This is a genomic window from Bacillus sp. CDB3, assembly GCF_002081505.1.
Lineage (GTDB): Bacteria > Bacillota > Bacilli > Bacillales > Bacillaceae_G > Bacillus_A > Bacillus_A cereus_AT.
Map to the genome: position 1 here is coordinate 1 of NZ_ALBR01000127.1, position 21,689 is coordinate 21,689.

Consider the following 21,689-nt stretch of genomic DNA (forward strand, 5'->3'; position numbering starts at 1 on the left):
TACCACCTCATATAATTTCACGTACTATAATGATTAACAAAAATAAAATTCTTCAACAAATCATTAGGGGTTGCTTCTTTTATTTGCCCTTCGATACAATGGATATATAGAATACAAAATAGAAAGGTGACTCTATCAATGAATCAACCTTTAGTGAATTTACGAGTCGATTTTGCATTTAAGCAATTATTTGGTGTACAAGGACAAGAAGAGTTATTAATTTCTTTTTTAAATGCAATCTTACATGAGTCTTTATCTACACCGATTGCATCACTGAAAATTGAAGATCCGAATTTGCATAAAGAATATGAGGAAGATAAATTATCCATACTAGATATACTGGCAACACTGCATGACGGAACAAAAGTCAACATCGAAATCCAATTAAGAAATACACAAGAGATTGTAAAACGTTCCCTTTATTATTGGAGTAAACTTTACACGTCTCAGCTGGAAAAAGGAATGTCGTATCGTTCGCTCCGAAAAACGATTGCCATTAACCTATTAGATTTTCAGCTCTTTCCTGATTATGAAGAGATGCATACAATTGGACAGTTTTGGAGTAAACAGCAGAAACAAGTCTTGCTCGATGATCTGGAAATTCATTTTATCGAGATTCCAAAATTGCTTCAGCAATGGAGAGAAGAAAAAATTAATCCGTGGGAAAATGAATTTGCTCGTTGGTTACTCTTATTACCAGCACATGAAGATGAACATTTGACCCACACATTGGAGGATATCGCCATGAAACAAGACCCCATGTTACAAAAAGCGATCCACAAATGGGAGAATATGAGTCAGAGTAGTTCCTTCCGATTAGCATATGAAGCAAGGGAAAAAGTGTTATTTGATGAACAAGCGAAATTAGCTCATGCTCGTGAAGTAGGAAAAGAAGAAGGGCTTCAAGAAGGTATGGAAAAAGGCATGGAAAAAGGAAAACTCCAACTTATCCGTGGGATGCACAAAAACGGAATGGATATAGAAGATATTGCAAAGTTTACGAATATGGATATGTTGGAAATACGTCGTATTTTAGGAACATAAAAAAGCGAACTATTTATATAAATAGTTCGCTCAGGCTGTGGAGAAAGTCTTCTCCACAGCCTGTTTTTGTGTCTGAACCTCTTTTTATGTGTCAACACTGATAAAAAAGAGGAAAAGGAGAGATTTCTTATGATGGGTGCTTTAAAAAATCATCGCGATGAACGTGTATCTGTTTCTGTAGAAGAGTTAGTTCCACAAGATCATTTCCTTCGTGCGATTGAAGCGACAATTCGTTTTGATTTTATTGAGGAGAAGTTACGCCCTTATTACTGTGAAAACAATGGACGTCCGTCAATCCATCCTATCGTTTTATTCAAAATGATGTTTATTGGATATTTTTATGGTATTCGTTCTGAGCGTCAATTGGAAAAGGAGATTAAAACGAATATCGCCTACCGTTGGTTTTTAGGGTTTTCTCTATCAGATACTATTCCAGATCATTCTACAATCAGTTGGAATCGCCGTACCCGTTTTATTCATACAAATATTTTCGAAGAAATTTTTGATGAGATTGTGAGGCAAGCGACGGAGAACCGGATGGTGGGAGGACGTGCACTGATGACAGATTCTACACATATTAAGGCCAATGCTAATAAAAATAAATTTGTACATAAATATAAAAAAGAAAAGGCAAAGTTTTATATAGATGAACTAGAAGCTGCGGTAATCGAAGATCGTGAGGTACACGGAAAAAAGAATTAAAACCTAGAAAGGAAAGTGATACCCCTACTAAAAAAACTCGTATAAGCACTACGGATCCAGATAGTGGATTTTTAATGAGAGATGGAAAACCGAACGGTTTTCATTTCTTAGATCATCGTACAACTGATGCGAAGTACAATATCATTACAGATACCTATATAACGGCTGGAAATATGGCAGATTCCGAGCCGTATTTAGCACGTCTACAAGCTCAAATTAATAAATTCGGATTTAAGGTGGAAGCTGTAGCTCTTGATGCAGGCTATTTTACAGGTTATATCTGTAAGAAATTATCAGAAAGAAATATATTTATGGTGATGGGGTATCGCCGATTTGGAAAGCGAAATAAAGAAGTACCGAAAAGCCAATTTAAATATGTAGAAGAAATGAATGCATTTGCTTGTCCGATGGGATGTATTTTAGAGTATGCGACAACGGATCGCGAAGGATATCGTCAATATAAATCGAATCCAGAAGACTGCGCTGTTTGTCCGCTACGTGAGGTGTGCTTTTCAAAGAAACAGAAACAAAAAGTTATCACTCATCATGTATGGGAGAAATATAAAGATATCGCTAGAAAAAACAAGCTAACAGTTACAGGGAAAAAGTTGTATAAAGTACGCTGTTCAACTATAGAGCGAAGCTTTGCGGACGCCAAAGAACTCCATGGCTATCGATATGCTCGGTTTCGGGGGCTGAAGTCTGTCCAAATGCAGGCTTATCTCACCTCAGCTTGTCAAAATATGAAAAAAATAGCCCTCCATCTGACCAAAAAGGGTCTGGTGGAGGGCTATTTTTCTAAATTCTATTATTTTATGTTGTTTTCATTTGCTAAAATCAAAAAGATTTCAGAGTGTTGGGAACCCTAAAGGGTTTCCCAACACTCTGAGCGAACTATTTATATAAATAGTTCGCTCTTTTTTATTGGTTCTGGTGCAAAAATATATATAAATGAAAAAGAATCCTAGTTTTCTAATGGATTCTCTGATTAAGGGTGTTGCAAAACTAAAATAAATATACAATGTTATGAATCAAAAAAATTGAACATGTAATAGGTAGTCCTTTTAGCAATATCAGCGTGGCTCTAAGCAAAAGTATCTATGACAATGGACTTTTTTTGGTTCTGGTGCAAAAACTTCAAACTAATTGAAAGTCATCCTACAAACTTGGAAATACTGATAGAATTACTTTAAAAAGGGTGCGTGGTTCATATGAAAAGGGAAAATGTGTTTAAGTGGAAACATTATCAACCAGATGTTATCTTGTTAACTGTACGTTGGTACCTGCGGTACAATCTAAGTTTTCGCGATTTAGTGGAAATGATGGAAGAACGAGGATTATCTTTGGCCCACACGACGATTATGCGCTGGGTTCATCAATATGGACCAGAGTTAAATAAGAGAATTCGAAGACATTTGAAACAAACAAATGATTCCTGGAAGGTGGATGAAACTTACATTAAAATCAAGAGAAAAGATATGTACTTGTACCGGGCAGTAGGTTCCGAAGGAAATACAATTGATTTTTACCTCAGTAAAAAAAGAGATACCAAGGCTGCCAAAACTTTCTTTCAGAAAGCCTTGGTTACTTGTCATGGGACGATTCCCCGTGTGATTAACGTAGATGGAGATAAAGCCTATCCTCCTGCAATCCGAGAGTTAAAACAAGAAAACAGCTTACCATCAAGTATCCTACTATGGATCAAAAAATACTTGAATAATATGATTGAACAAGATCATCGATTTATCAAAAAACGTATTTGGAATATGTTAGGCTTACAATCTTTTCGTACAGCAAAAAAATGATTGCTGGATTAGAGGCTATGTATATGATCAAAAAAGAGCAAATAAATTTACAGAATCAGTCTGTCCAAAATCAAAATATCTTTATCAACCACCTGTTTGGATTAACGATGTAATCAAGGAATCCGTTAGGAAACTATGCTTCTTTTTTCACTTATGATCTTTTTGCACCAGAACCCAATTTTCTCTTGTTTAGTTGTATCCATTTCGTGCGACACTCTTTGCAAATTAACTTTAGTTTGTAGTGCAATGTTTGTTAAGGATTGAAAATTTTCAAGTTTATTTTTTTGGGGATTACCTTCTTTTATTTCTAGTTCAAAATTTTCGTGAGAATGATTAATATCATAATTAAAAGCTTGATACTCTAAGTATTCAAATTGCTTGATTGATAAAAAACTTACAATTGTAAAAGTAATAAAACTAAGAATAAATATTAATTTTTTCATAGTATAACCTTTCTCTTATAATTGAATGATTCTTGAAAATAGATGAGATAAAGATGTATCATGGGTGACTACAATGATCGTTTTTCCTTGTTGATGTAACTTTTGAAAAAGAGAAGTAATAATATCACGATTTTCACTATCCAATGAGCCAGTTGGTTCATCTGCTAAAATGAGGGTAGGGTTTTTAAGTAGTAGCCTAGCGATTGCTACACGCTGCTGTTCCCCTCCACTTAAAGTATGGACCTGTTCTTCACCACAGTTTGTAAGACCGACTTCCTTTAGTACTGAGTACATCGCTTCTTTCTTCTGTATTTTATTCATTTTTTTATGTTTAATAGCAATTTCTAGATTATTATTTACGGACTCGGTATCTATTAATGCGTAGTTTTGAAATATAAATCCGATATCATATCTTAATAAGTCTCTTTTTCTCTTATTGGTTTTTTTCCCCATTCCTGAAAATTTGATTTCACCAGAATCTGGACTTTCTAATGTACCAATAATATTTAAAAGTGTTGTTTTCCCTTTACCACTTTTTCCGTATATACCAATAAACTCGCCTTCTTTAACTTCTAAATTGAAATTTTTAAAAAGCATTTTATTATTAAAACTCTTATCCATATTTTTTATAGAAATCATATATATCCCACCTTAAAAACATTTTAAGGGGATTTATATTTTATATAAATCCCCACAATATCAATATATTTAATTAATAAACATATTTTTGGTAAGTTACAGCATACGGGCCCGTATAACCTAAATGCAAAGCTGCTTTATAACTAGCTGGTACAGCTGTACTCTTATAAGCATGGCCATTTTTTGTGATCCCAGAGGCATGTGATCTAGAAGAATGATAATATATAGCGAAATGCTCCATTTTATTTTTATCAAAACCAGTATCAAAGCTTTCTGCAGCAGATGCTGTAATAGGTACTAATGCTCCTATAGATAACATAGATGATAGTGCAACAGTAATTGCTTTCCTTTTCAATGTGTTTCCACCTTTCAAATTTTATTAATTAAAAAGCCCCTTAATTTTTCTTTTTTATAGAAGATACTATGTATTTCATATATGACAATAGAAAAAACATTTAACTAAGGGCATTTTAGGAACTTATATAGAAATTAGAACTTCTATGTAGGTTCTGTTTAATAATCTAACATGAGTTAATATTAAAAACAGGTTTTATTTGTCCTTTGACAAAGACATATTTAATTTTTTATTTGCTAAACACATGTTAAAAATCCCATCGAAACTTATATAATTAAAAAGGGTTATATAAGTTTCAGGGGTCACTTCATTATAAGTAGGACTTATATAAAAATGTAAATTATAAAAGCCTAATAGTCTCAATTGGCTATTAGGCTTAAGAAGGGATATTATAACTAGCTAGAATGGTTATTAAAGCGTTATTCTGTTTTCCTGTAGTTTACTTGTAATGCTGCATTACTATTAAATTTAAAATATTCAACCGTGATTTTGTGCACACCCGTAGTCATCGGTAGGTTTACTTTATGAATATCTCCCTCACTTGGAATCCAAGAATCAATCACTGGCTTATCATCAATATATACCCTTACTCCACCAGCGGCCTTAGCTTCAAATTCATAATCACTTTCCTCGAATAAACCTAATTTTGTAAATCTTGCAGAAAAATTATCATTAGGAATACTTGAATACGGAACAGTATTCCCCCAGTTAAAATCAATGTTAATGAATCTATCTAGTGACCATTTTCCTCCTTTTACAATGGCAGCGCCTTTTAAATCTTTAGTAGAATAATACTCTGCTGTCCAATGCGGAAATGGAACTGCATCAGAATATGGCTCCATCCCAAACTCTACCTTACTTGCACCGCCTTCTTCTAAATATTGTACTTCAATGAGATGAACATCTTCTTCTGAAGAATTTCCAAGAACTTTTGCACCTGTATTATCATCAATAATTATTTTTCTTGCATCCTCTACAAATCCTCCGCTCCCATGCCAACGATCTATAACCAATTCTCCATCAATATACACACGAAGACCATCATCAGCTTTTCCACGGATAATATATTCGCCCTTAGGCAAACGTCTTACAGTGGTGTAACGAGCTGAAAAGTTATCTTTTGGTACCTTTAAAGTTGGAGCACTTTCACCATTATCTTCTGCTAATTTTTTCTGTTGTCCAAATGGAGCAATCACCCTTGCATCTACAGGCAATCCTTGCAGATCCTTATTTGGATAATAATAGGCTAACCAATGATCAAATGGAACTACATCAGAGAATATGCCTGCATGTCCTGTCATTTCATGAAAATCTGTTTCGATTTTATGCTCTCCTGGTGCTAAATTAGGTAGTAACGCACGTTTGATTTGTCCAATTGAATTATTATTCCATCCATCAATAATATCCTTACCATCAAAATTTACTTTAACATAATCATCGGCAAGAGTTTGCATAAAATAATCACCCGCTTTTAAGCTTTGTGATTGATCAAACTTTGCGGAAAACTCATCATTATTTTGCCCCTCTGGAGCTCCATTCCCCCAATTATAGTGGACTTGACTGGTCTTTTCTTTATAGATGTTGTCCGTAGATGCAATATCTGCACCAGGAATAATAGAATAAAAGTTATCAATATCTGAGGTCCAAACAAGATAGTGATCTTGTGGGGTGGATGTCCATTCATCGTGAACAATTGCTGAGCGATGCCATACTTTTTCAGCTGGATCAAAAATCTCTTCATATCCCACGCCTGTCACAGCATGATTTTTATAGATTGGATGTGTTTGAGTGGTAATAATAGTCGGTCTACCTTTATCTATTTCGTTCCTATATTCCTCAAAAACAGTAGGATTCACAGGCTTGTTTTTATATTCCGTAATAGACACAGAATAATTACCTGTCTTTCCCCAATATTCTTTTGCACCTATAATACCATTATTGCCCAACGTATACCCATCTGCATCTGTTTTCATTAACTTTGGAAGTGCATCAATGATATAAGTTTCATAATCTTCTTGGTTATTTTTTAAACGTGGAAATCCATTATTTGCCCAATAAGCAAAAATATTTGCATACGCTGTAGGTAAACATCCATGAGTCCATTTATAGTCTGGCACATTCGCTATGTATTTATGATTATAATAGGGGGCATTTACTGAACGAGTTGACCTATTGATTTTCTTTATATTATCGCTAATAAGAGTGGTATTCTTTCCATTCGTAAATATATTAATTTCTTCTAATTGTTTCTTTGATACTGATTTTTTAGTCTTTAAATCTATAAAAGAATCCTCCGCATTCATTTTTTTTAAGTATGACATGGGAGCTACATAAATACTATCCTCTTTTGTTACCGCTTTAAATGGCGTAGTGCCCTTCCTCGTAGATTCTATTACCCCTGGAATTCTTTCGTTACCACTCACAATAATAAATCCATTTTCCTGATCTTCTTTTTGTACAACAAATAAATACGCAGTTGTATTTTTATTCCCATCATATAATTTTCTATCAAATACCAATTTACTGTCTGTCCAATTTGTATTGGAATTATTTTTAATGTTATCAAAATAATTTTCTGCTTGCTGTGTGGCTTTTTCTATGGGAACAGTGTTCCACTTTTTATTTTCTTCAGCATGAATATTTGTTGTAACAAAAAATAGTAGAAGTAAAAGAGTGAAAACACCATAACTGTTCTTAAATAATGTAAACATAATAAAACTCCTTTTCTCTTGATGGATTAATTGCTGAATATACTATAACAATATTTAGAAAAAGTAAAATCGGTTTTTGGATACTAAAATTTACATATTTTAAGAATTGTATTATAAATAAACACGCATACAAAAAAAGGAGGTTATGTACATGTGGAAAAAAACAGTTCTTAGTTCTTGTTTATTCGTATCTTTGTGTTTATCCGATGGTGGGGTTACATCTGCACAAACAACACCATCAAATGAAATGACTTCAAGTTTCTCCTATATTTTAAAGAGAAACGCCTTAATTATGGCATATGCTGCTGAAGAAGCTAAAGAAGAGGGGACCTATCCTTGGAGTGTAGGATTAGCATTTGCAGAAAAAGTAAAGCCTGGTGGTGAATGGGATTATAAAACAAAATTCGGGAGAAAAAAGCAGTTCATTTTCAACGGCTATTTGATGAAAGGTGAAGACTTAGGTAACATCCACTTTGGCTATATAGCAAGAGCTGGAACAATACCAATTGAATTATTAGCCGACATTGAAGGTGCATATCAAATATGGTATAGCGAAGAGTTGAAAGGATGGGCGGATAATTATTTCGATCAACCAAATGATGAGGCAGGTAGAGCGTATGGGGTTTTGTTATGGGATAATAAATTGCTTCCGAACCCACAAGATCCACCTCCCCCACCTGTAAAACCGTTTGAACCTGCTGAAGAACAACAAAATTTTAATATTTTAACGACTCAAGAGAAAACTAAAATTAAAGAAGATATACAGAGAATATCCAAGCATTTATTAAAATAGTAAAAAGTGAGTGTCTTTTTTGTCGAAAACCCCTTTGCTTGCGGACATTTTAGAGATATTCTTTCAAAGGGTTACATGGTATATTTTACATCTCTAACGTGTTTATACAATTACATGGCTAACTAGTAATCAAAATAGTTAGCCATGTAATTACAATTGATTGATCATTGTGCATTTTAATATTTTTTAATTAATATATTATGAAAAAAGGTGAATCGACATGAAAGCAATTTTTAAAGGATTAAGTATGGGCATTTTAACAATGAGTCTTTTGCTGCCCTCTAGTACTAGTTTTGCAGAAGAAAACATAGATTCTGTTCAGGCAAAGAAAAAAGTTGTTGAATCAAAACCACCATCAGTAGATCCTGAGGAAGGAAAAAAAATTCTTGAAATTGGGAAAGAGAAGGCTAAAAAGATTTTTGAGAAAGAGAATCAAAAAAAATAGGGTGAAAAGAATGATGCCACCATCTGAAAGTTATTTTCTACCCGCTACACATTTTAAACAAAGTGATTGGTTCTACTGTGGACCAGCATCGGCGCGTAGCGTTCTTACATTTCATAAGTCCGACAGCGGATCATCATTCCCTTTACCAACAGAAGAGCTGCTTGCTTCGTTAATGTTAACAACTCAACAAGGAACGAACTCTCTCAACTTAGCCTGGGGATTAAATGCGTACAAAGATAATTATGATTTTGCCGATAGTACCTACGGTGCTATAACCCCTGGTAGTATTAACGAATTGGTATCATTAGTGAAAAGTAAATTGTCAGATAGGACAAATGTGCCAATTGTTCTGACGAATACAGATCGTTTGGAACGTTATACATACGCTGAGAAAAATTATAGACACTACATTGTAATTAATGGGTATCATGGCCCGGATAAAACAATGCAAATTGTAGATCCTAACCATAAAAAGGATAAGAGAGGAAAAGATTTAGGTGGATCGTATGAGGAAAAAATAGACAATGATGGAAAAGGAGTAGGACAGGCCGTTTTGAGTGTTAAAGGCGAAAATCCGACGTTAATATATTGAAAAAAACAACCATAATTCCTATTATCCTATGTCTAGTCTTTCTAGTGTCTTGCACTCAAAAAGAATCAAAGATAAAAAAAATCAACAGTATATATTCAGAATTGAAAATAGATTATGAAGCATTTTATATGGCTTCTACATCTAATAATGCAATGTATGTACCTGTTGCTGATAAAAGTGAAGAAGGTCTGCCCAATAAACTACTATCATATAACTTTGCTAACAAAAAAGAGGAAGTTGTATTTCAGTCGAAAATGGGAGGAAATGCAAACATACAGGGGGTACATGTCAATGAAAAATGGTTACTATGGATTGATACCAATACTGTTGGTTCAAAAACCGTTATTTATGCAAAAAATTTAAGTACCAACGAACAAACTGAAATTTATAAGACTCGTGAAATTATAGAGCCATATCTTTATAAACATTATGTATCTTGGATGGAAATTGATGACGAAAAGAAAAATGCGGCGATTATCCTATATGATTTAGAAACTAATAAAAAAATGCAAATTGCTACCGTAAATTCCTATGATACAGCTAGTACTACCCTTCATATGAATGAAGATAAGTTAATTTATACTGATTCCACCGAAAACCAAACTACTATACGAACCTATAACCTAAATAATAAACAGATAAGTACATATGTAGTTCCACAAAATAATATTTTAGCTCCTAGAATTGTAGGAAATAAGATTGTATATGTAAGTCTATCTAACAATGAGAAAACTACTGGAAATTCAACTGAAAATTATTTTATTCTAGATATGGATTCTAGGGATGTAACACCTTTAGTTATTGAAGGCCTAAATACTAATAAAGGGGAATCTATTGGCTCTTTTAGTGCAACTATGAATTATTTAAGTTTTACGATAAACGATCAGAAAATTTGGGTATATCAATTAAATAAAGGGGGGTATAAAAAAATCAAATTTGATATTCCAAACGTATTTAAATTACGTATGTCCGAAAATGGGGACATGAATATCGTACGTGATAATCCAGAGACTTTTCCAAAAAAAATACACGATTCAATTATCTCTATTTCATATGATAAATTAAAAGCTAAATTTCAAAATGAAAAAGAAGAATCGTATATGAATTAAAGTTCTAAAATATACTCTGCTCTCCCTAACAAAAAGAAGATTGAAATTATTCGATCTTCTTTTTTGTTAGGGAGAGCTATAGGTTCAGACTTAATATTTAAACAATCATACTATGCAATTTTTTAAATTACTGCCGTATAAAATATATGGAACAGATGATTCAAAAAAAGGGGATAGAATCTTATAATGTACCTGGAATATAATTTTTAGGAGTATCATGTATGAGAAAAATATTAGGCGTATTAACAACTATATGTATAGTGGCTTTTGAGGTTAATTCTAAAGACAAAGTGAAATTAACAACAGAATTGATTTCAAAAGTTACATACTTAGAAACTAATTCTGTTTCTGACAGGATGATAAGAGATTATGGGAAAGATGCCTAACAAATATTTAAAGTATTAATTAATCAAAATCAGACTGTATTTCTTAAAAATTTTTAGCGGAAAATTCCGGGAATTCAATCATCCTTATGAATAAACACTATGATAGTGAATATATAACATGATCCCTTTACAGTCCATTGGTAATATGTAGTTCTGTTGTGGAATTTTTTAGCAGATATAAATCAAACGCTTCCCTTTAGGAATCCACAATATGAAATAGTATTTTTATTAAAAAGTACCGTTGTCTATGGACTTTTTTGAAATGTTTATTTTTGTGTTTGTATGATATATTTAAAGCCCTTAATTCTTCTGTAAAACGCATCGCTACATATTGATTAAGATATGTAGCGATGTAATAAAATGAGTGAATATGTAAAGTAATAACAACCTATGTTTAGGCTGTATTCTCCCCCTCCCCGTTCGGGGTTCTGTTGCAAAGTCTTAATCTTCATTAAAAATATAGAATTCAAAACTGATTTTTTGGTGGGTTTTTTACTATAAATTTTGAGGTTGTGATACTTACATTTGAAGAAAACAAATGGCTCGTGGCATGTCGATGAAAATTATATTAAAGTATATGAAAAGTGGACGTATTTATATCGTGCTATAGATACAGAAAAAATGTGATTGCTGGAAGAAAGGAGATTAAATATGCTACCAAATACTGTTCAGACTTCAAATAAAAAGAAGAGATGGATTATCATTAGTATTGTTACATTGATTGCTATTGTTGCGGCTATTAATATTTTTGTTATGCAAGACAAGAAGAAAGCTACAGCGAAGACAGATGCTGTAAGTTTTGAGAAGGTAACAGAACGTAAGCTTAATAATACGAAATTAATTTCTGGTCAGGTGAAGCCTGGGAATATTGAAAGTTTTTATGCGGATCCGACTAAAGGAAAAGTGAAAGATATTGAGGTAAAAGAAGGACAAGAGGTAGAGAAAGGTACGAAATTAATCTCTTATGATAATGAAGAGATTAATCTTCAAATGAAACAAGCTGAGCTTGATCAGAAGATGGCAGATATGCGTTACGATCAAGGGAAAAAGAAGATTGATTCGTTGAAGAAAGAAATTAAGAAGGTCAAAGATAGCGGAGCTGGAAAAGAAGTAACAGATCCAATGGAAGAACAAGTAAGTGAGTTAGAGATGCAGCAAAAGACAACGGATCTTGAGAAAGAAAAAGGGAAGTTGCAAAAAGAAGAGTTAAGTAAAAAACAGAAAGAACTTACGATTTATAGTAATTTCGCTGGTGTTGTACAGAAGTTAGATAAGGATGCAGCGCAAAGTTCATCACAAGCAGTAGGTGGTCAAGGAAAAGCATTCTTACAAGTTGCTTCTAAAGATCCATTCCAAGTTCAAGGAACATTAACAGAGCTTCAGAAGTCACAAATCCAAAAGGATCAAACATTCACTGTAACTGCGAAAGCGAATAATAAGAAGAAATGGACTGGTAAAATTACAGAAGTAAGTGAATTCCCAACGAGTGCGGAGATGGCTCAATCTGCTGGTGAGGGAACTCAAAATATGTCTCAATATACGTATAAGGCAAGTCTTGATAGTCAAGATGGTTTATCTCCAGGATATCACGTTTCTTTACAAATAAATTTAGAGAATAAGACGATGATGGCGGTTCCAAGTAAGAGCATTGTAGAAAAAGGCGAAGATGCATTTGTTTATGTTGAAGAGAAAGGAAAGCTTCGTAAACAAAATGTGAAAAAAGGTGCTAATGACGGGGATTGGACAGAAATTGTAGAAGGTCTGGCAGTGGGGCAAAAGGTGGTTAAAAATCCTTCCGATGACGTGTATGACGGAATGGAAGTGAAAGAGAAATGATTACGTTAACTAACATCGCCAAAACATATTATCAAGGAAAGCTTGCAGTACCGATTTTGCATGGTATTAGTTTAACAATTCAGGGCGGTGAGTTTGTTTCAATTATGGGTCCATCTGGTTCTGGTAAATCAACGCTTATGAATATTATCGGTTGTTTAGATCGTCCAACAGAAGGCGAATATATGTTAAATGATGTAAATATCTTAACAGCAGACGAGTCAAACCTTGCTTTAATTCGTAATGAATATATCGGTTTTGTGTTCCAACATTTTAATTTATTACCGCGTCTCTCAGCGGTGGAAAATGTTGAACTTCCGCTTATATATGGTGGCGTGAAGAAAGCGGAGCGTCGTAAACGTGCTTTAGAGGCGTTAGGTAAAGTTGGATTAGCAGATCGAGTACATCATTTACCAAATGAGTTGTCGGGTGGACAGAAGCAGCGTGTAGCGATTGCAAGAGCGATTGCGAATAATCCAACGTTCATTATGGCCGATGAGCCGACAGGTGCACTTGATACGAAGTCTGGTGAACAAGTTATGGGGATTTTCACGAAGTTAAACGCAGAAGGTACGACGATTGTTATGGTTACGCATGAGGAAGAGGTAGCGGCCTATTCATCTCGTCGTATTGTACTGCGAGATGGGAAAATTACAAAAGATAGAAGGTGTGCAGTATGAGTTTACTAGATAGTATAAAAATTGCCCTATCTTCTATTTTAGCTCATAAACTGCGCTCCGCTCTTACGATGCTCGGTATTATTATCGGTGTAGGCTCTATTATTACTGTTGTAGCGATTGGGCAAGGTGGAGAAGCCGCCTTAAAATCACAATTTGTTGGATCAGGTAATCAAACAGTTCCCATTCATTATAGTCCTGATATGAACGATCCTTTTGGTATGGCTATGCCTGAATCACCCAAAATAACAGAAGAAGATATTTTTGAAATCAAGAAGATCCCAGAAATTGCACATATCGTAACAACTAATTCAAGTATGGAATCTCTTGATATTGAAGATAAAAAAGAGATGGTGAATATTACAGGATTAGACAATGAGTATTTTAAGGTGAATAAAGTGAAAGTACTCAAAGGACGTTCGCTGCAAGAATCAGATGTGGATCAAGGAAATAACGTTGTCATGATTAGTAAACAAATGGAAGATAAGGTATTTAAAGATGTGAATTCAGTCGGTAAAATCATTGAACTGAAGGGTCAACCTATGCAAATTATTGGTGTCTATCAATCAGATAATGAGTTTATGGGAATGGGGACATCAGAAGCACTCATTCCCATTTCTTTATGGCCGACATTGTATGGAAAAGATGAAATTCAAAAGATTTCTGTTCAAGCAAAAAATGTAGATGATTTAGAGCAAGCAGGTAAAAAAGCTGCGGATGTTTTAAACAGTCGCAAACCAAGTGATGCAACTGGTAAATACGAAGTAATGAATTTAAAAGAGATTCAAGAAGGCATTTCAAAGATGACGGGCATTATGACAATGATTATCGGTGGTATCGCTGGTATTTCATTAATCGTTGGTGGTATTGGTGTTATGAACATCATGCTTGTATCTGTAACAGAGCGTACACGTGAAATTGGAGTACGTAAAGCACTTGGCGCAACACGTAGTAAAATTTTATTACAATTCTTAATTGAAGCAGTTATGTTAACGCTTCTAGGCGGTTTAATTGGTATTGGTCTTGGATATGGCGGGGCATATATTGTTTCGACATTTGCGAAATGGCCACCGCTCGTTTCGTGGGAGGTTGTTGTAGGAGGAGTATTATTCTCTATGACACTTGGTATTATTTTCGGATTAATTCCAGCAAACAAAGCTGCGAAATTAGACCCAATTGAAGCACTTCGTTATGAGTAACTTACTAGTGTAGTAGGGAGAAAACCCTCTACTACATATTACCGTTCTAGTGGGCGGTTCGTAGCCTCTACATGAGGATGTGAACCGCCCGTTAGAACGGGTTATATAAATAGAAGGAGGCGTTATAATGGACGCGAATTTGAATACACAAAAAGTTGGCGGAGAGAAGCCCTCATTATTTGGAATGATTACATCTCCAGGTTTGCAGTTTGAGAGAATGAAAACGAGTAATGCTGTATGGGGTGCGTTTTGGATACTTGTTTTATTAGGAGCAGTTGCTAGTGGACTTGCTGCTTATGTAAGCACCTTAACCCCAGAAGCCATTAAGCTTAATAAGGAGTTAGGTTTTGACTTTCCACCTGCAGTGACGTTTGGTATGGGATTCGGATTTGGTGCTGTAGGTACAGGGATAAGTTTCTTCATTAGTGCAGCGGTGTATAAAGTATTAATGATGTTTATGAGCAATGATACTTCTTATAAGAAATTACTAACAATTAGTGTGTATTCAAGCATTATTTCATTACTTGGTTTATTAATAAATACGGTTTTAGCACTGGTTTTGGGTGGATCAGGACAAGAAATGTATACTGGATTAGGTCCTATCTTTGCTTCAAGTAGCGGGGTTGTAAAAGGTATTGCAAGTAACATTGAAGTATTTTTAATTTGGGGATTTGTTATAACTTGGTTAGGTCTTCAAATTACAGCTGGTTTAAGTAAAAAGAAAGCAACAATACTTATGGTTGTCTTCTTTATCTTAACTATTGGATTGGGTGCGTTAAAAGGAATGTTCCAATAATAATAATAAAGGGAGTTCTTCCTTAATCTGTACCCTTTGTAAAGGACATTTTGAAAAAAATTAGGAAATATTAAGAAGATGATTTCTGCATTCCGGTCTTCCCCCTGTCAAGTAGACAATAAAAGACTAGGTGCCTTTTCAAGGTTCTGTTGCAAAGTTCGTTAAAGAATAGATGATTTTAACCAAAAATATTTCATTTTATGCGATTGTTACTAAATTACGTAATTCATCGTACGTCGAAAAACCGAAATCTGGGCTCAGATTTCGGTTTCGTTTATATAAGGCATAAACAGTTTCAATTCCTTTTATTGTACGTGAGGCATGATGAATCCATCGCATAATAGTCGTGCGGGCCAAAGATAATCCTCGTTCTCCCATCATTTCCACTAAATTGCGAAAGCTTAGGTCGTACCGTAGGTACCAACGTACAGTTAATAAGCTAATATCGGGTTGATCATGTTTCCACTTAAACATATTTTTCCTTTTCGTATTAACAAAACACCCTTTTTAAAGTACCTCTTTCCGTATTTCCAAGTTTGTAAGATGACTTTCAGTTATTTTGAAGTTTTTGCACCAGAACCGTTTTCTTTTTGTATCTATCTGTTAAGCCAAACCACTTTGAAGCGATTCTTGTCCTCGCATTCCATGTTATGTCTATCTACCATGGAACATCTATTTTTCTATGTACGATCTGAAAAAGAAAGTTGCATTTCAAATCCATCCTATATAATAGGAAGAAACTCGTTTTAATGAGATAGCTATTGCTAATTTTTATCTCTATTTTTAGGTTGTCCATTTTCCTAGTTCTGTTGCAAACAATACATGTAATTATCATCCCAATGATAATGTAACAGAACCAATAAGATTATTTAAATGTTTGATTGTGCAATGGGTTATATGTTTAGAAAAGTCGTTTCCTCTTAATTTTTTAAACGTGCAAGGTAATACCAGAGCTTTGTCTTTTGCGAGAACCCTTTAAATTATCATGATATCTCTGAGGGTTTAAAAGAACGTGGATTATCCGTTCATCAATATCAATTAACTATCATGTGTAATTTTTTGATACCTTTTATGTAGAATTTAGTATGTAATTTTTATACAACAAAGCAAAAATTGCTGTATTTAGGTGCATTTATACGAGTATTTATTTCATATTTTTATAAACTACACATATAAAAAGGAGAGGAATCTTACTAAGTTCTTCCCCTTTGTTATGTTCTTACAATGATGATGCAAAGTGTTTATAATCCTTACTATCGCCTTACTTTTTCATTATCAATTCTGGCCTTCATACTTCGTCACAAGTCGATAAAATGTCGTTTTTGCAATATCTGCTTGCTTCATAGCTTCTACGGCTGTCAGTTCGCCTATCTTCCAAGCATTATAAGCAGTAATAAACTCCGCTGTTATTTTAGCTTTAGGTCTTCCTAAATGCAGTCCCTGCTTTTTAGCTAATTCAATGCCTTCTTTTTGTCGAGTTTTTATCTTTGTTCGCTCCTCTTCCGCCAACCAAGAAAGAATTTGAAGTACAAGGTCTGTAATGAGGTTTCCCAGGTTATCTTGGTATTTTGTTGTATCTAATAAAGGCATGTCGATGATGACAATATGCGCTCTTATATTTTTTGTGATATCTTGCCATTCATTTAAAATCGCTTCTTTATTTCTTCCGAAACGATCCAACGATTGGACATATAAAACGTCCCCTTCTCGTAACATCATTTTTACAAGTTGATAATTCTTTCTATTAAAATCTTTTCCAGATTGCTTATCGATAAAAATATCGCGTTCATCAATCCCAACTTGTTTCATGGCTTCTATTTGTCTACCTTCATTTTGATCTTTACTACTCACTCGTATATATCCGAACTTTCTGTTATTCAATGTTTGTAATTCCTCTCTATTTTGTCTACATAATAATATTATAACAGAAAAACGGACCAAAAGGTGCCTGTTTTATAGAGTCGTTCCTAAAACGAAAAATCAACGTTTAGGAACTTGATTTTTATAGATTTTACCCAGTACCAAAAGGTCTACCTTTACGGACGAAGGAAGAATTTAAGCTTTAAATCTATTTCTGTAAAGTTTGCAAAAGATCTTTCGCACCCTCTGGACTTAAAATTAATCGTCCATCATAGAGTTCTTGGTAATCTTCCGAAGTTCTACCTGTCACAAAACAAGTTCTTTCTTGCTTTTGTACATGTATATTCTCACCTAGCACAAACATTTCTACACTGGAATTCGGTGCGAATGCTAATGTTCTTCGTAGTTCTTTTGGTAATACTATTCTTCCCATATCATCCATTCTTCGAATCATACCTGTTTTTTTCAAAGTAATGCCCTCCTTTTTTTATATTTTTGTTCTATTTTACAAATTTTACTCTTTAATTTGCATTTGTAACCAAAGGGAATTTTTAATTAACTTGAAACATGTATTTTTTATAATTTTTATGTACCGATAAGACAAGGCCCATAGTTATCATATTTGAAAATAGTGAACTCCCTCCATATGATAAAAAAGGAAGTGCAATTCCTTTTACCGGCATTAAACCGACAATCATTCCAATGTTTTGAAAAGTTTGGAGTGTTAAAACACCAATTATCCCAGCACATAACAATGTACCAAATAAATTATCTGCGGAATGGCCAATTATAGTTATCCGATAGACAAGAAGTAAACAGATTAATATAACAAAAGAAGCAATGATAAATCCACCTTCCTCAGCAATCGTGGCAAAAATAAAATCCGTATGCTTTTCAGGAATATATACATTTGCTTGTCCAAATCCTTTTCCATACAATCCACCGCTCCCAACTGCTAAAATAGACTGTTTCGCTTGATACCCTGCATCTGTATACTCAAACGGATTCAACCATCCCAAAATTCTTGATTGTTGGTGGTGTTTTAGCCTAGGAATTAATACATTAAAGATTATTTCTGGATATTTTATATATACATATACTAAAGAGAGAAAAATAACTAATGGAATGCCTACAAAAGCTGCGACTATTTTTTTTTGAATTCCTGACATAAACAAAATACATACCACAGCTATTCCATACAAAAAAAACATCCCTGTGTCAGGTTGCTTATATACAAACAATGAAGGCGGAAGGGACACTAAGCCGATTTTACCTATCAGTATAAAATCGGTCTTCCATGTTTGCATAATATATCTCTCTTTATGTTTTACTGCCAAACTTGCAACTAATATAATTAATGCGATTTTAAAAAATTCCGATGGCTGGATTTGACCGATAACAGGAAATTGAAACCATCCTTTTTGCCCCTAATTTAACAGGTGTAAATGATGATTCCGGTAATAGGTACAATAGAATAATGGAAGAAAATCCAATAATATATAGTGGCCAAGATAAAGTTTTCCACTGATCCCAATCAATACTTGCAACAAGTATTAGTAATACAAATCCGATTATATAGTTCCTACCTTGTTGCAAGGCAAAGTTTGTACTCTCATATTGTCCAGTTTGTTGACTACTATAAATAGCAGTAATACTGATAAGACACAATATAAATAAAATTAAAAGTAGCTTTGTATCTAATGTTCTTAATAATTCTGCAACCTTTTTCATAAAATTTCTCCTTGATATATTTGATCTTGCCTATAATACGAAAAAAAATTTGATTTTATGAAAATTTTTTAAAAAGTTTATATATAGTTTTATTAAAAAATTCTATATAAATGCTTAATTTTTCCTAAAGTATAAGAGTTTTGTTTCAAAGTTTGATATATATAAGTCTTCGTTAGAAGTCCATCATGCTTAAATTGGATGCCTACAAATAATTATTGTGTCATTTACACATAAAAGTCTACCTTTGCGAACGTAAAGAAACCTTTTCTTAAGAAAAGGTTTCTTTAACAAATATTGATTGATTATTTACTTACATTACAACTGTATGATTATCTATATAGATTACGTGAACTTTCATAGATCTTTGCATCTAAACTTAGATCTAGTAATTGATCAGGGGATTTACCAGATTTAGCTACTGCATCTTGATATTTTTTAATTTCCTTATTTAAAAGAGAATCCATTTCTACAACTACTAATGTTTTTCTATTCGGAACGAATGTTTTTACTATCTCTGTTTTTGTTTGACCATAACCATTTTTTGATACAACCTGTGTTGATTGAAGTGTTCCCTCAACACAACGTGCTAAAGCTGTCATATTGTCTGGATTTCTCACCAAAATGTGTTGGCCAAATTCACTTGACATATCCATTGTTTTATTGATTGTATGTTCAAATTTAATCCCAAGTTTATCCATTATTGCTTTTAGAGGTGTCGCTGTAAAACCTGGAGCTACTCCAAAAACAGTAGTTGTAGATTTAAATTCTTTCTTTGCAAATTTAGCGGTATGTGATTGTGTTCGTGCAAAATCAGTTACTTCATCGACTTTATAAACTGTAGTATCAGGAAGTCTTTTACTAGAAATAACATCATATCGTTGTTTAGCAAAATGTTCTCCCCACCCTGGGCCTTGACCCTGTGCACTTGCTTGAGAAGGTTTAATTACTTCTAAAGAACCGACAACGCCAGTAGCAATCGCACCACATAAAGCCACCTTCATCATTTTTTGTTTTAACATATACTATCACTCCTCATTGATTATTTTGAATACAAACCTGTAAATCGTAATTATTCTTATTTAGGATAATATCATTTACATAATATTAATAAAAGGTAAAGAATTTGGTTTAATATGAAATTTTATCCAGTTAGTGTTACGAAACTAAATAAAATTGTTTTGGGGCCAACTTTAGAAAGGAACTTTGTTTAATGTGACTTTGAGTTTTTCTATCGTTCTAAAAATCACTCTCTTTTTGTGTACCTTTTGGAATGATCTGATTTGTCTAACAAAAAAAGAGCACCAGTGTAATTGGTACTCTTCGTAAAAAAAATGCTATAAACATAAAGATTGTTCAAATAATAGACATTAACTTTTTACCATTCTATATCTTTTTCATCTGCGTTTTTAACTCATATTATTATTTTATTGGATAATCTATTACAAGTACGTTTCCATTACCTGTAACTAAATTTTTGACTTTATTTTTAAATTCTACATGAGCTGGATGATTTTGATATTTTTGCAAAGATTCTTTGCTATCAAATGTAACCCGCAACCCTAGTCGATATCCTTGTATTTGATCAGTTTCCTCGGTTACATTCAATCCAACAGTTAATTCTTCAATTCCAGGAATATCTTTTTTTAGCGATTGAAGAATTTGAAGTAATTCTTTTTCTTTTTCAGGTGTTGAATTTTCATTTAATTTTAAAAAAACAAGATGTTCATATTTCATCTTCGAATTTTCTGCTTTAGTGCAGGCACTCATTGACCACACTATCAAAAACATGCTAATACATATTATAATGTTACGTAATACTACATGCATTTTTAAAATAACTACCCCTTTCTCTATATGAGATATACCATGAAATCGATTTGTTACCTGTGGTGCTAGTTGATTTTCTAAGGAGTGGGTTTTCGGGTTCTTCGATCGCTTACACTCTCTCGAAAACGGCGTGATAACATACCAAACCCTATTATTTGGTTATATTAACCAAATTAAGTGTCGCCTTTATATTCTTCTTCGGAGATTTCAGCTTATTCATGGATAATTATCCCTTATTTTATTTTTATGCAAAGAGAATATCTTTTCAAATTTCTTTTTTATTTTCAGTATAAAAATTCACGCCCTGTACAAACTAAGAATTTATTTTCTGATACTCTCCACACTAACTAGCTGGTGTCTTTTTTATGTATGTACACCTAAATCTTTACCTTTACGAACTGTTTATCTTAACCAAATTATGATTGCAATTCATACTCAGAATTACAATCATACAATAAAGGGTTCTGTTTGGTTTTGTGTTTATTCATCACTTATTTTCCTTAAATATGACCTTTATCAAAGGACATATTTAAGATTAAAGTATGTGATTTTTTATGTTAAAGTAAACTTAATCCATGTTACATCTTCTTTTTTGATCCAAGAGAAGATGTAGATTAGTTTTTCCTTAATTCTAGAGCAGCCAATTAACCAAAAAAGTAAATTGGCTGTGCTTTTTTATTTCTGCTTCCAGCATATTAAGTAACCAATATTTTAAATTTTTCGCATGAACTTCACCTTGTTA

Annotated in this window: 19 protein-coding genes and 5 pseudogenes; 13 read left to right on the top strand and 11 right to left on the bottom strand. The window is 33.4% G+C overall.

The window, feature by feature from the left end:
* Positions 1 to 138: 138 nt before the first annotated feature.
* The 3 genes and pseudogenes from CDB3_RS30260 (at position 139) to CDB3_RS30270 (ending at position 3,664) form a co-directional block, all read left to right on the top strand.
* Positions 139 to 1,044: an Rpn family recombination-promoting nuclease/putative transposase gene (locus CDB3_RS30260; RefSeq protein ID WP_128857025.1), complete on the top strand. Its 906-nt coding sequence runs from the start codon at positions 139 to 141 to the stop codon at positions 1,042 to 1,044.
* Between the two features lie 129 nt (positions 1,045 to 1,173).
* Positions 1,174 to 2,615 (top strand): IS1182 family transposase gene (locus CDB3_RS30265; RefSeq protein ID WP_372708522.1). Its coding sequence is split into 2 segments (ribosomal slippage): positions 1,174 to 1,735 and positions 1,735 to 2,615, totalling 1,443 coding nucleotides; the frame shifts between segments, so codons are not numbered across the junction.
* Between the two features lie 342 nt (positions 2,616 to 2,957).
* Positions 2,958 to 3,664, top strand: a pseudogene (locus CDB3_RS30270) (IS6 family transposase).
* Between the two features lie 12 nt (positions 3,665 to 3,676).
* On the opposite strand, the gene CDB3_RS30275 reads toward CDB3_RS30270, so the two are convergent.
* The 4 genes from CDB3_RS30275 to CDB3_RS30290 all read right to left on the bottom strand — a co-directional run bounded on the left by CDB3_RS30275 (position 3,677) and on the right by CDB3_RS30290 (position 7,699).
* Positions 3,677 to 3,994, bottom strand: coding sequence for a hypothetical protein (locus tag CDB3_RS30275; protein WP_128857026.1), 318 nt, complete (start codon positions 3,992 to 3,994; stop codon positions 3,677 to 3,679).
* A 15-nt stretch (positions 3,995 to 4,009) separates the two neighbouring features.
* Positions 4,010 to 4,633, bottom strand: coding sequence for a putative bacteriocin export ABC transporter (locus CDB3_RS30280; protein WP_128857027.1), 624 nt, complete (start codon positions 4,631 to 4,633; stop codon positions 4,010 to 4,012).
* A 73-nt stretch (positions 4,634 to 4,706) separates the two neighbouring features.
* Positions 4,707 to 4,988 carry a hypothetical protein gene (locus CDB3_RS30285; protein WP_128857028.1) on the bottom strand — a complete coding sequence of 94 codons (282 nt, stop codon included), beginning with the start codon at positions 4,986 to 4,988 and terminating at the stop codon, positions 4,707 to 4,709.
* Positions 4,989 to 5,407: 419 nt separating this feature from the next.
* Complete coding sequence (locus CDB3_RS30290; protein WP_128857029.1) at positions 5,408 to 7,699, bottom strand: PA14 domain-containing protein; 2,292 nt, start codon at positions 7,697 to 7,699, stop codon at positions 5,408 to 5,410.
* 151 nt (positions 7,700 to 7,850) lie between these two features.
* Here CDB3_RS30290 and CDB3_RS30295 point away from each other — a divergent pair, with 151 nt between their 5' ends.
* The 10 genes and pseudogenes from CDB3_RS30295 to yknW all read left to right on the top strand — a co-directional run bounded on the left by CDB3_RS30295 (position 7,851) and on the right by yknW (position 15,529).
* The gene (locus CDB3_RS30295) at positions 7,851 to 8,492 is read left to right on the top strand and encodes a polymorphic toxin type 44 domain-containing protein (RefSeq protein ID WP_179139786.1); all 642 of its coding nucleotides are present in this window, start codon (positions 7,851 to 7,853) and stop codon (positions 8,490 to 8,492) included.
* 220 nt (positions 8,493 to 8,712) lie between these two features.
* Positions 8,713 to 8,937 (top strand): hypothetical protein, encoded by a 225-nt coding sequence (locus CDB3_RS30300; RefSeq protein ID WP_128857031.1) that lies wholly within the window; start codon positions 8,713 to 8,715, stop codon positions 8,935 to 8,937.
* 10 nt (positions 8,938 to 8,947) lie between these two features.
* Positions 8,948 to 9,529 carry a C39 family peptidase gene (locus tag CDB3_RS30305; RefSeq protein WP_128857032.1) on the top strand — a complete coding sequence of 194 codons (582 nt, stop codon included), beginning with the start codon at positions 8,948 to 8,950 and terminating at the stop codon, positions 9,527 to 9,529.
* A gap of 128 nt (positions 9,530 to 9,657) precedes the next feature.
* Positions 9,658 to 10,638, top strand: a complete 981-nt coding sequence (locus CDB3_RS30310) for a hypothetical protein (RefSeq protein WP_256869987.1) — start codon at positions 9,658 to 9,660, stop codon at positions 10,636 to 10,638.
* Positions 10,639 to 10,859: 221 nt separating this feature from the next.
* Positions 10,860 to 11,024 carry a hypothetical protein gene (locus tag CDB3_RS31945; protein WP_179139785.1) on the top strand — a complete coding sequence of 55 codons (165 nt, stop codon included), beginning with the start codon at positions 10,860 to 10,862 and terminating at the stop codon, positions 11,022 to 11,024.
* A gap of 522 nt (positions 11,025 to 11,546) precedes the next feature.
* A pseudogene (locus CDB3_RS30315) lies at positions 11,547 to 11,642 on the top strand (DDE-type integrase/transposase/recombinase); the annotation flags it as partial.
* 33 nt (positions 11,643 to 11,675) lie between these two features.
* On the top strand, positions 11,676 to 12,860 hold the full coding sequence (locus CDB3_RS30320) for an efflux RND transporter periplasmic adaptor subunit (protein ID WP_128857034.1): 1,185 nt from the start codon (positions 11,676 to 11,678) through the stop codon (positions 12,858 to 12,860).
* Entirely contained in the window at positions 12,857 to 13,537 is a 681-nt protein-coding gene (locus CDB3_RS30325) for an ABC transporter ATP-binding protein (RefSeq protein WP_128857035.1), read from the top strand. The genes CDB3_RS30320 and CDB3_RS30325 overlap by 4 nt, the downstream gene beginning before the upstream one ends.
* Positions 13,534 to 14,733, top strand: coding sequence for an ABC transporter permease (locus tag CDB3_RS30330; RefSeq protein WP_128857036.1), 1,200 nt, complete (start codon positions 13,534 to 13,536; stop codon positions 14,731 to 14,733). Before CDB3_RS30325 ends, CDB3_RS30330 begins: the two co-directional genes overlap by 4 nt.
* A 127-nt stretch (positions 14,734 to 14,860) precedes the next feature.
* On the top strand, positions 14,861 to 15,529 hold the full coding sequence (gene yknW, locus CDB3_RS30335; RefSeq protein ID WP_128857037.1) for a YknW family membrane protein: 669 nt from the start codon (positions 14,861 to 14,863) through the stop codon (positions 15,527 to 15,529).
* Between the two features lie 324 nt (positions 15,530 to 15,853).
* Here the strand turns inward: yknW and CDB3_RS30345 are convergent.
* From CDB3_RS30345 to CDB3_RS30375, 7 genes and pseudogenes are all read right to left on the bottom strand, one after another.
* Positions 15,854 to 16,003, bottom strand: a pseudogene (locus tag CDB3_RS30345) (IS6 family transposase); the annotation flags it as partial.
* Positions 16,004 to 16,387: 384 nt separating this feature from the next.
* Positions 16,388 to 16,501: pseudogene (locus CDB3_RS32815) on the bottom strand (IS6 family transposase); the annotation flags it as partial.
* A 303-nt stretch (positions 16,502 to 16,804) separates the two neighbouring features.
* The gene (locus CDB3_RS30355; RefSeq protein ID WP_128857038.1) at positions 16,805 to 17,410 is read right to left on the bottom strand and encodes a recombinase family protein; all 606 of its coding nucleotides are present in this window, start codon (positions 17,408 to 17,410) and stop codon (positions 16,805 to 16,807) included.
* A gap of 187 nt (positions 17,411 to 17,597) precedes the next feature.
* A complete protein-coding gene (locus CDB3_RS30360) occupies positions 17,598 to 17,858 on the bottom strand; it encodes an AbrB/MazE/SpoVT family DNA-binding domain-containing protein (protein ID WP_128857039.1) in 261 nt (86 codons plus the stop codon).
* Between the two features lie 82 nt (positions 17,859 to 17,940).
* Positions 17,941 to 19,120, bottom strand: a pseudogene (locus CDB3_RS30365) (FtsW/RodA/SpoVE family cell cycle protein).
* A gap of 329 nt (positions 19,121 to 19,449) precedes the next feature.
* The gene (locus tag CDB3_RS30370; protein ID WP_128857040.1) at positions 19,450 to 20,139 is read right to left on the bottom strand and encodes a hypothetical protein; all 690 of its coding nucleotides are present in this window, start codon (positions 20,137 to 20,139) and stop codon (positions 19,450 to 19,452) included.
* Positions 20,140 to 20,539: 400 nt separating this feature from the next.
* Complete coding sequence (locus CDB3_RS30375) at positions 20,540 to 20,854, bottom strand: Dabb family protein (RefSeq protein WP_128857063.1); 315 nt, start codon at positions 20,852 to 20,854, stop codon at positions 20,540 to 20,542.
* Positions 20,855 to 21,689: the final 835 nt, after the last annotated feature.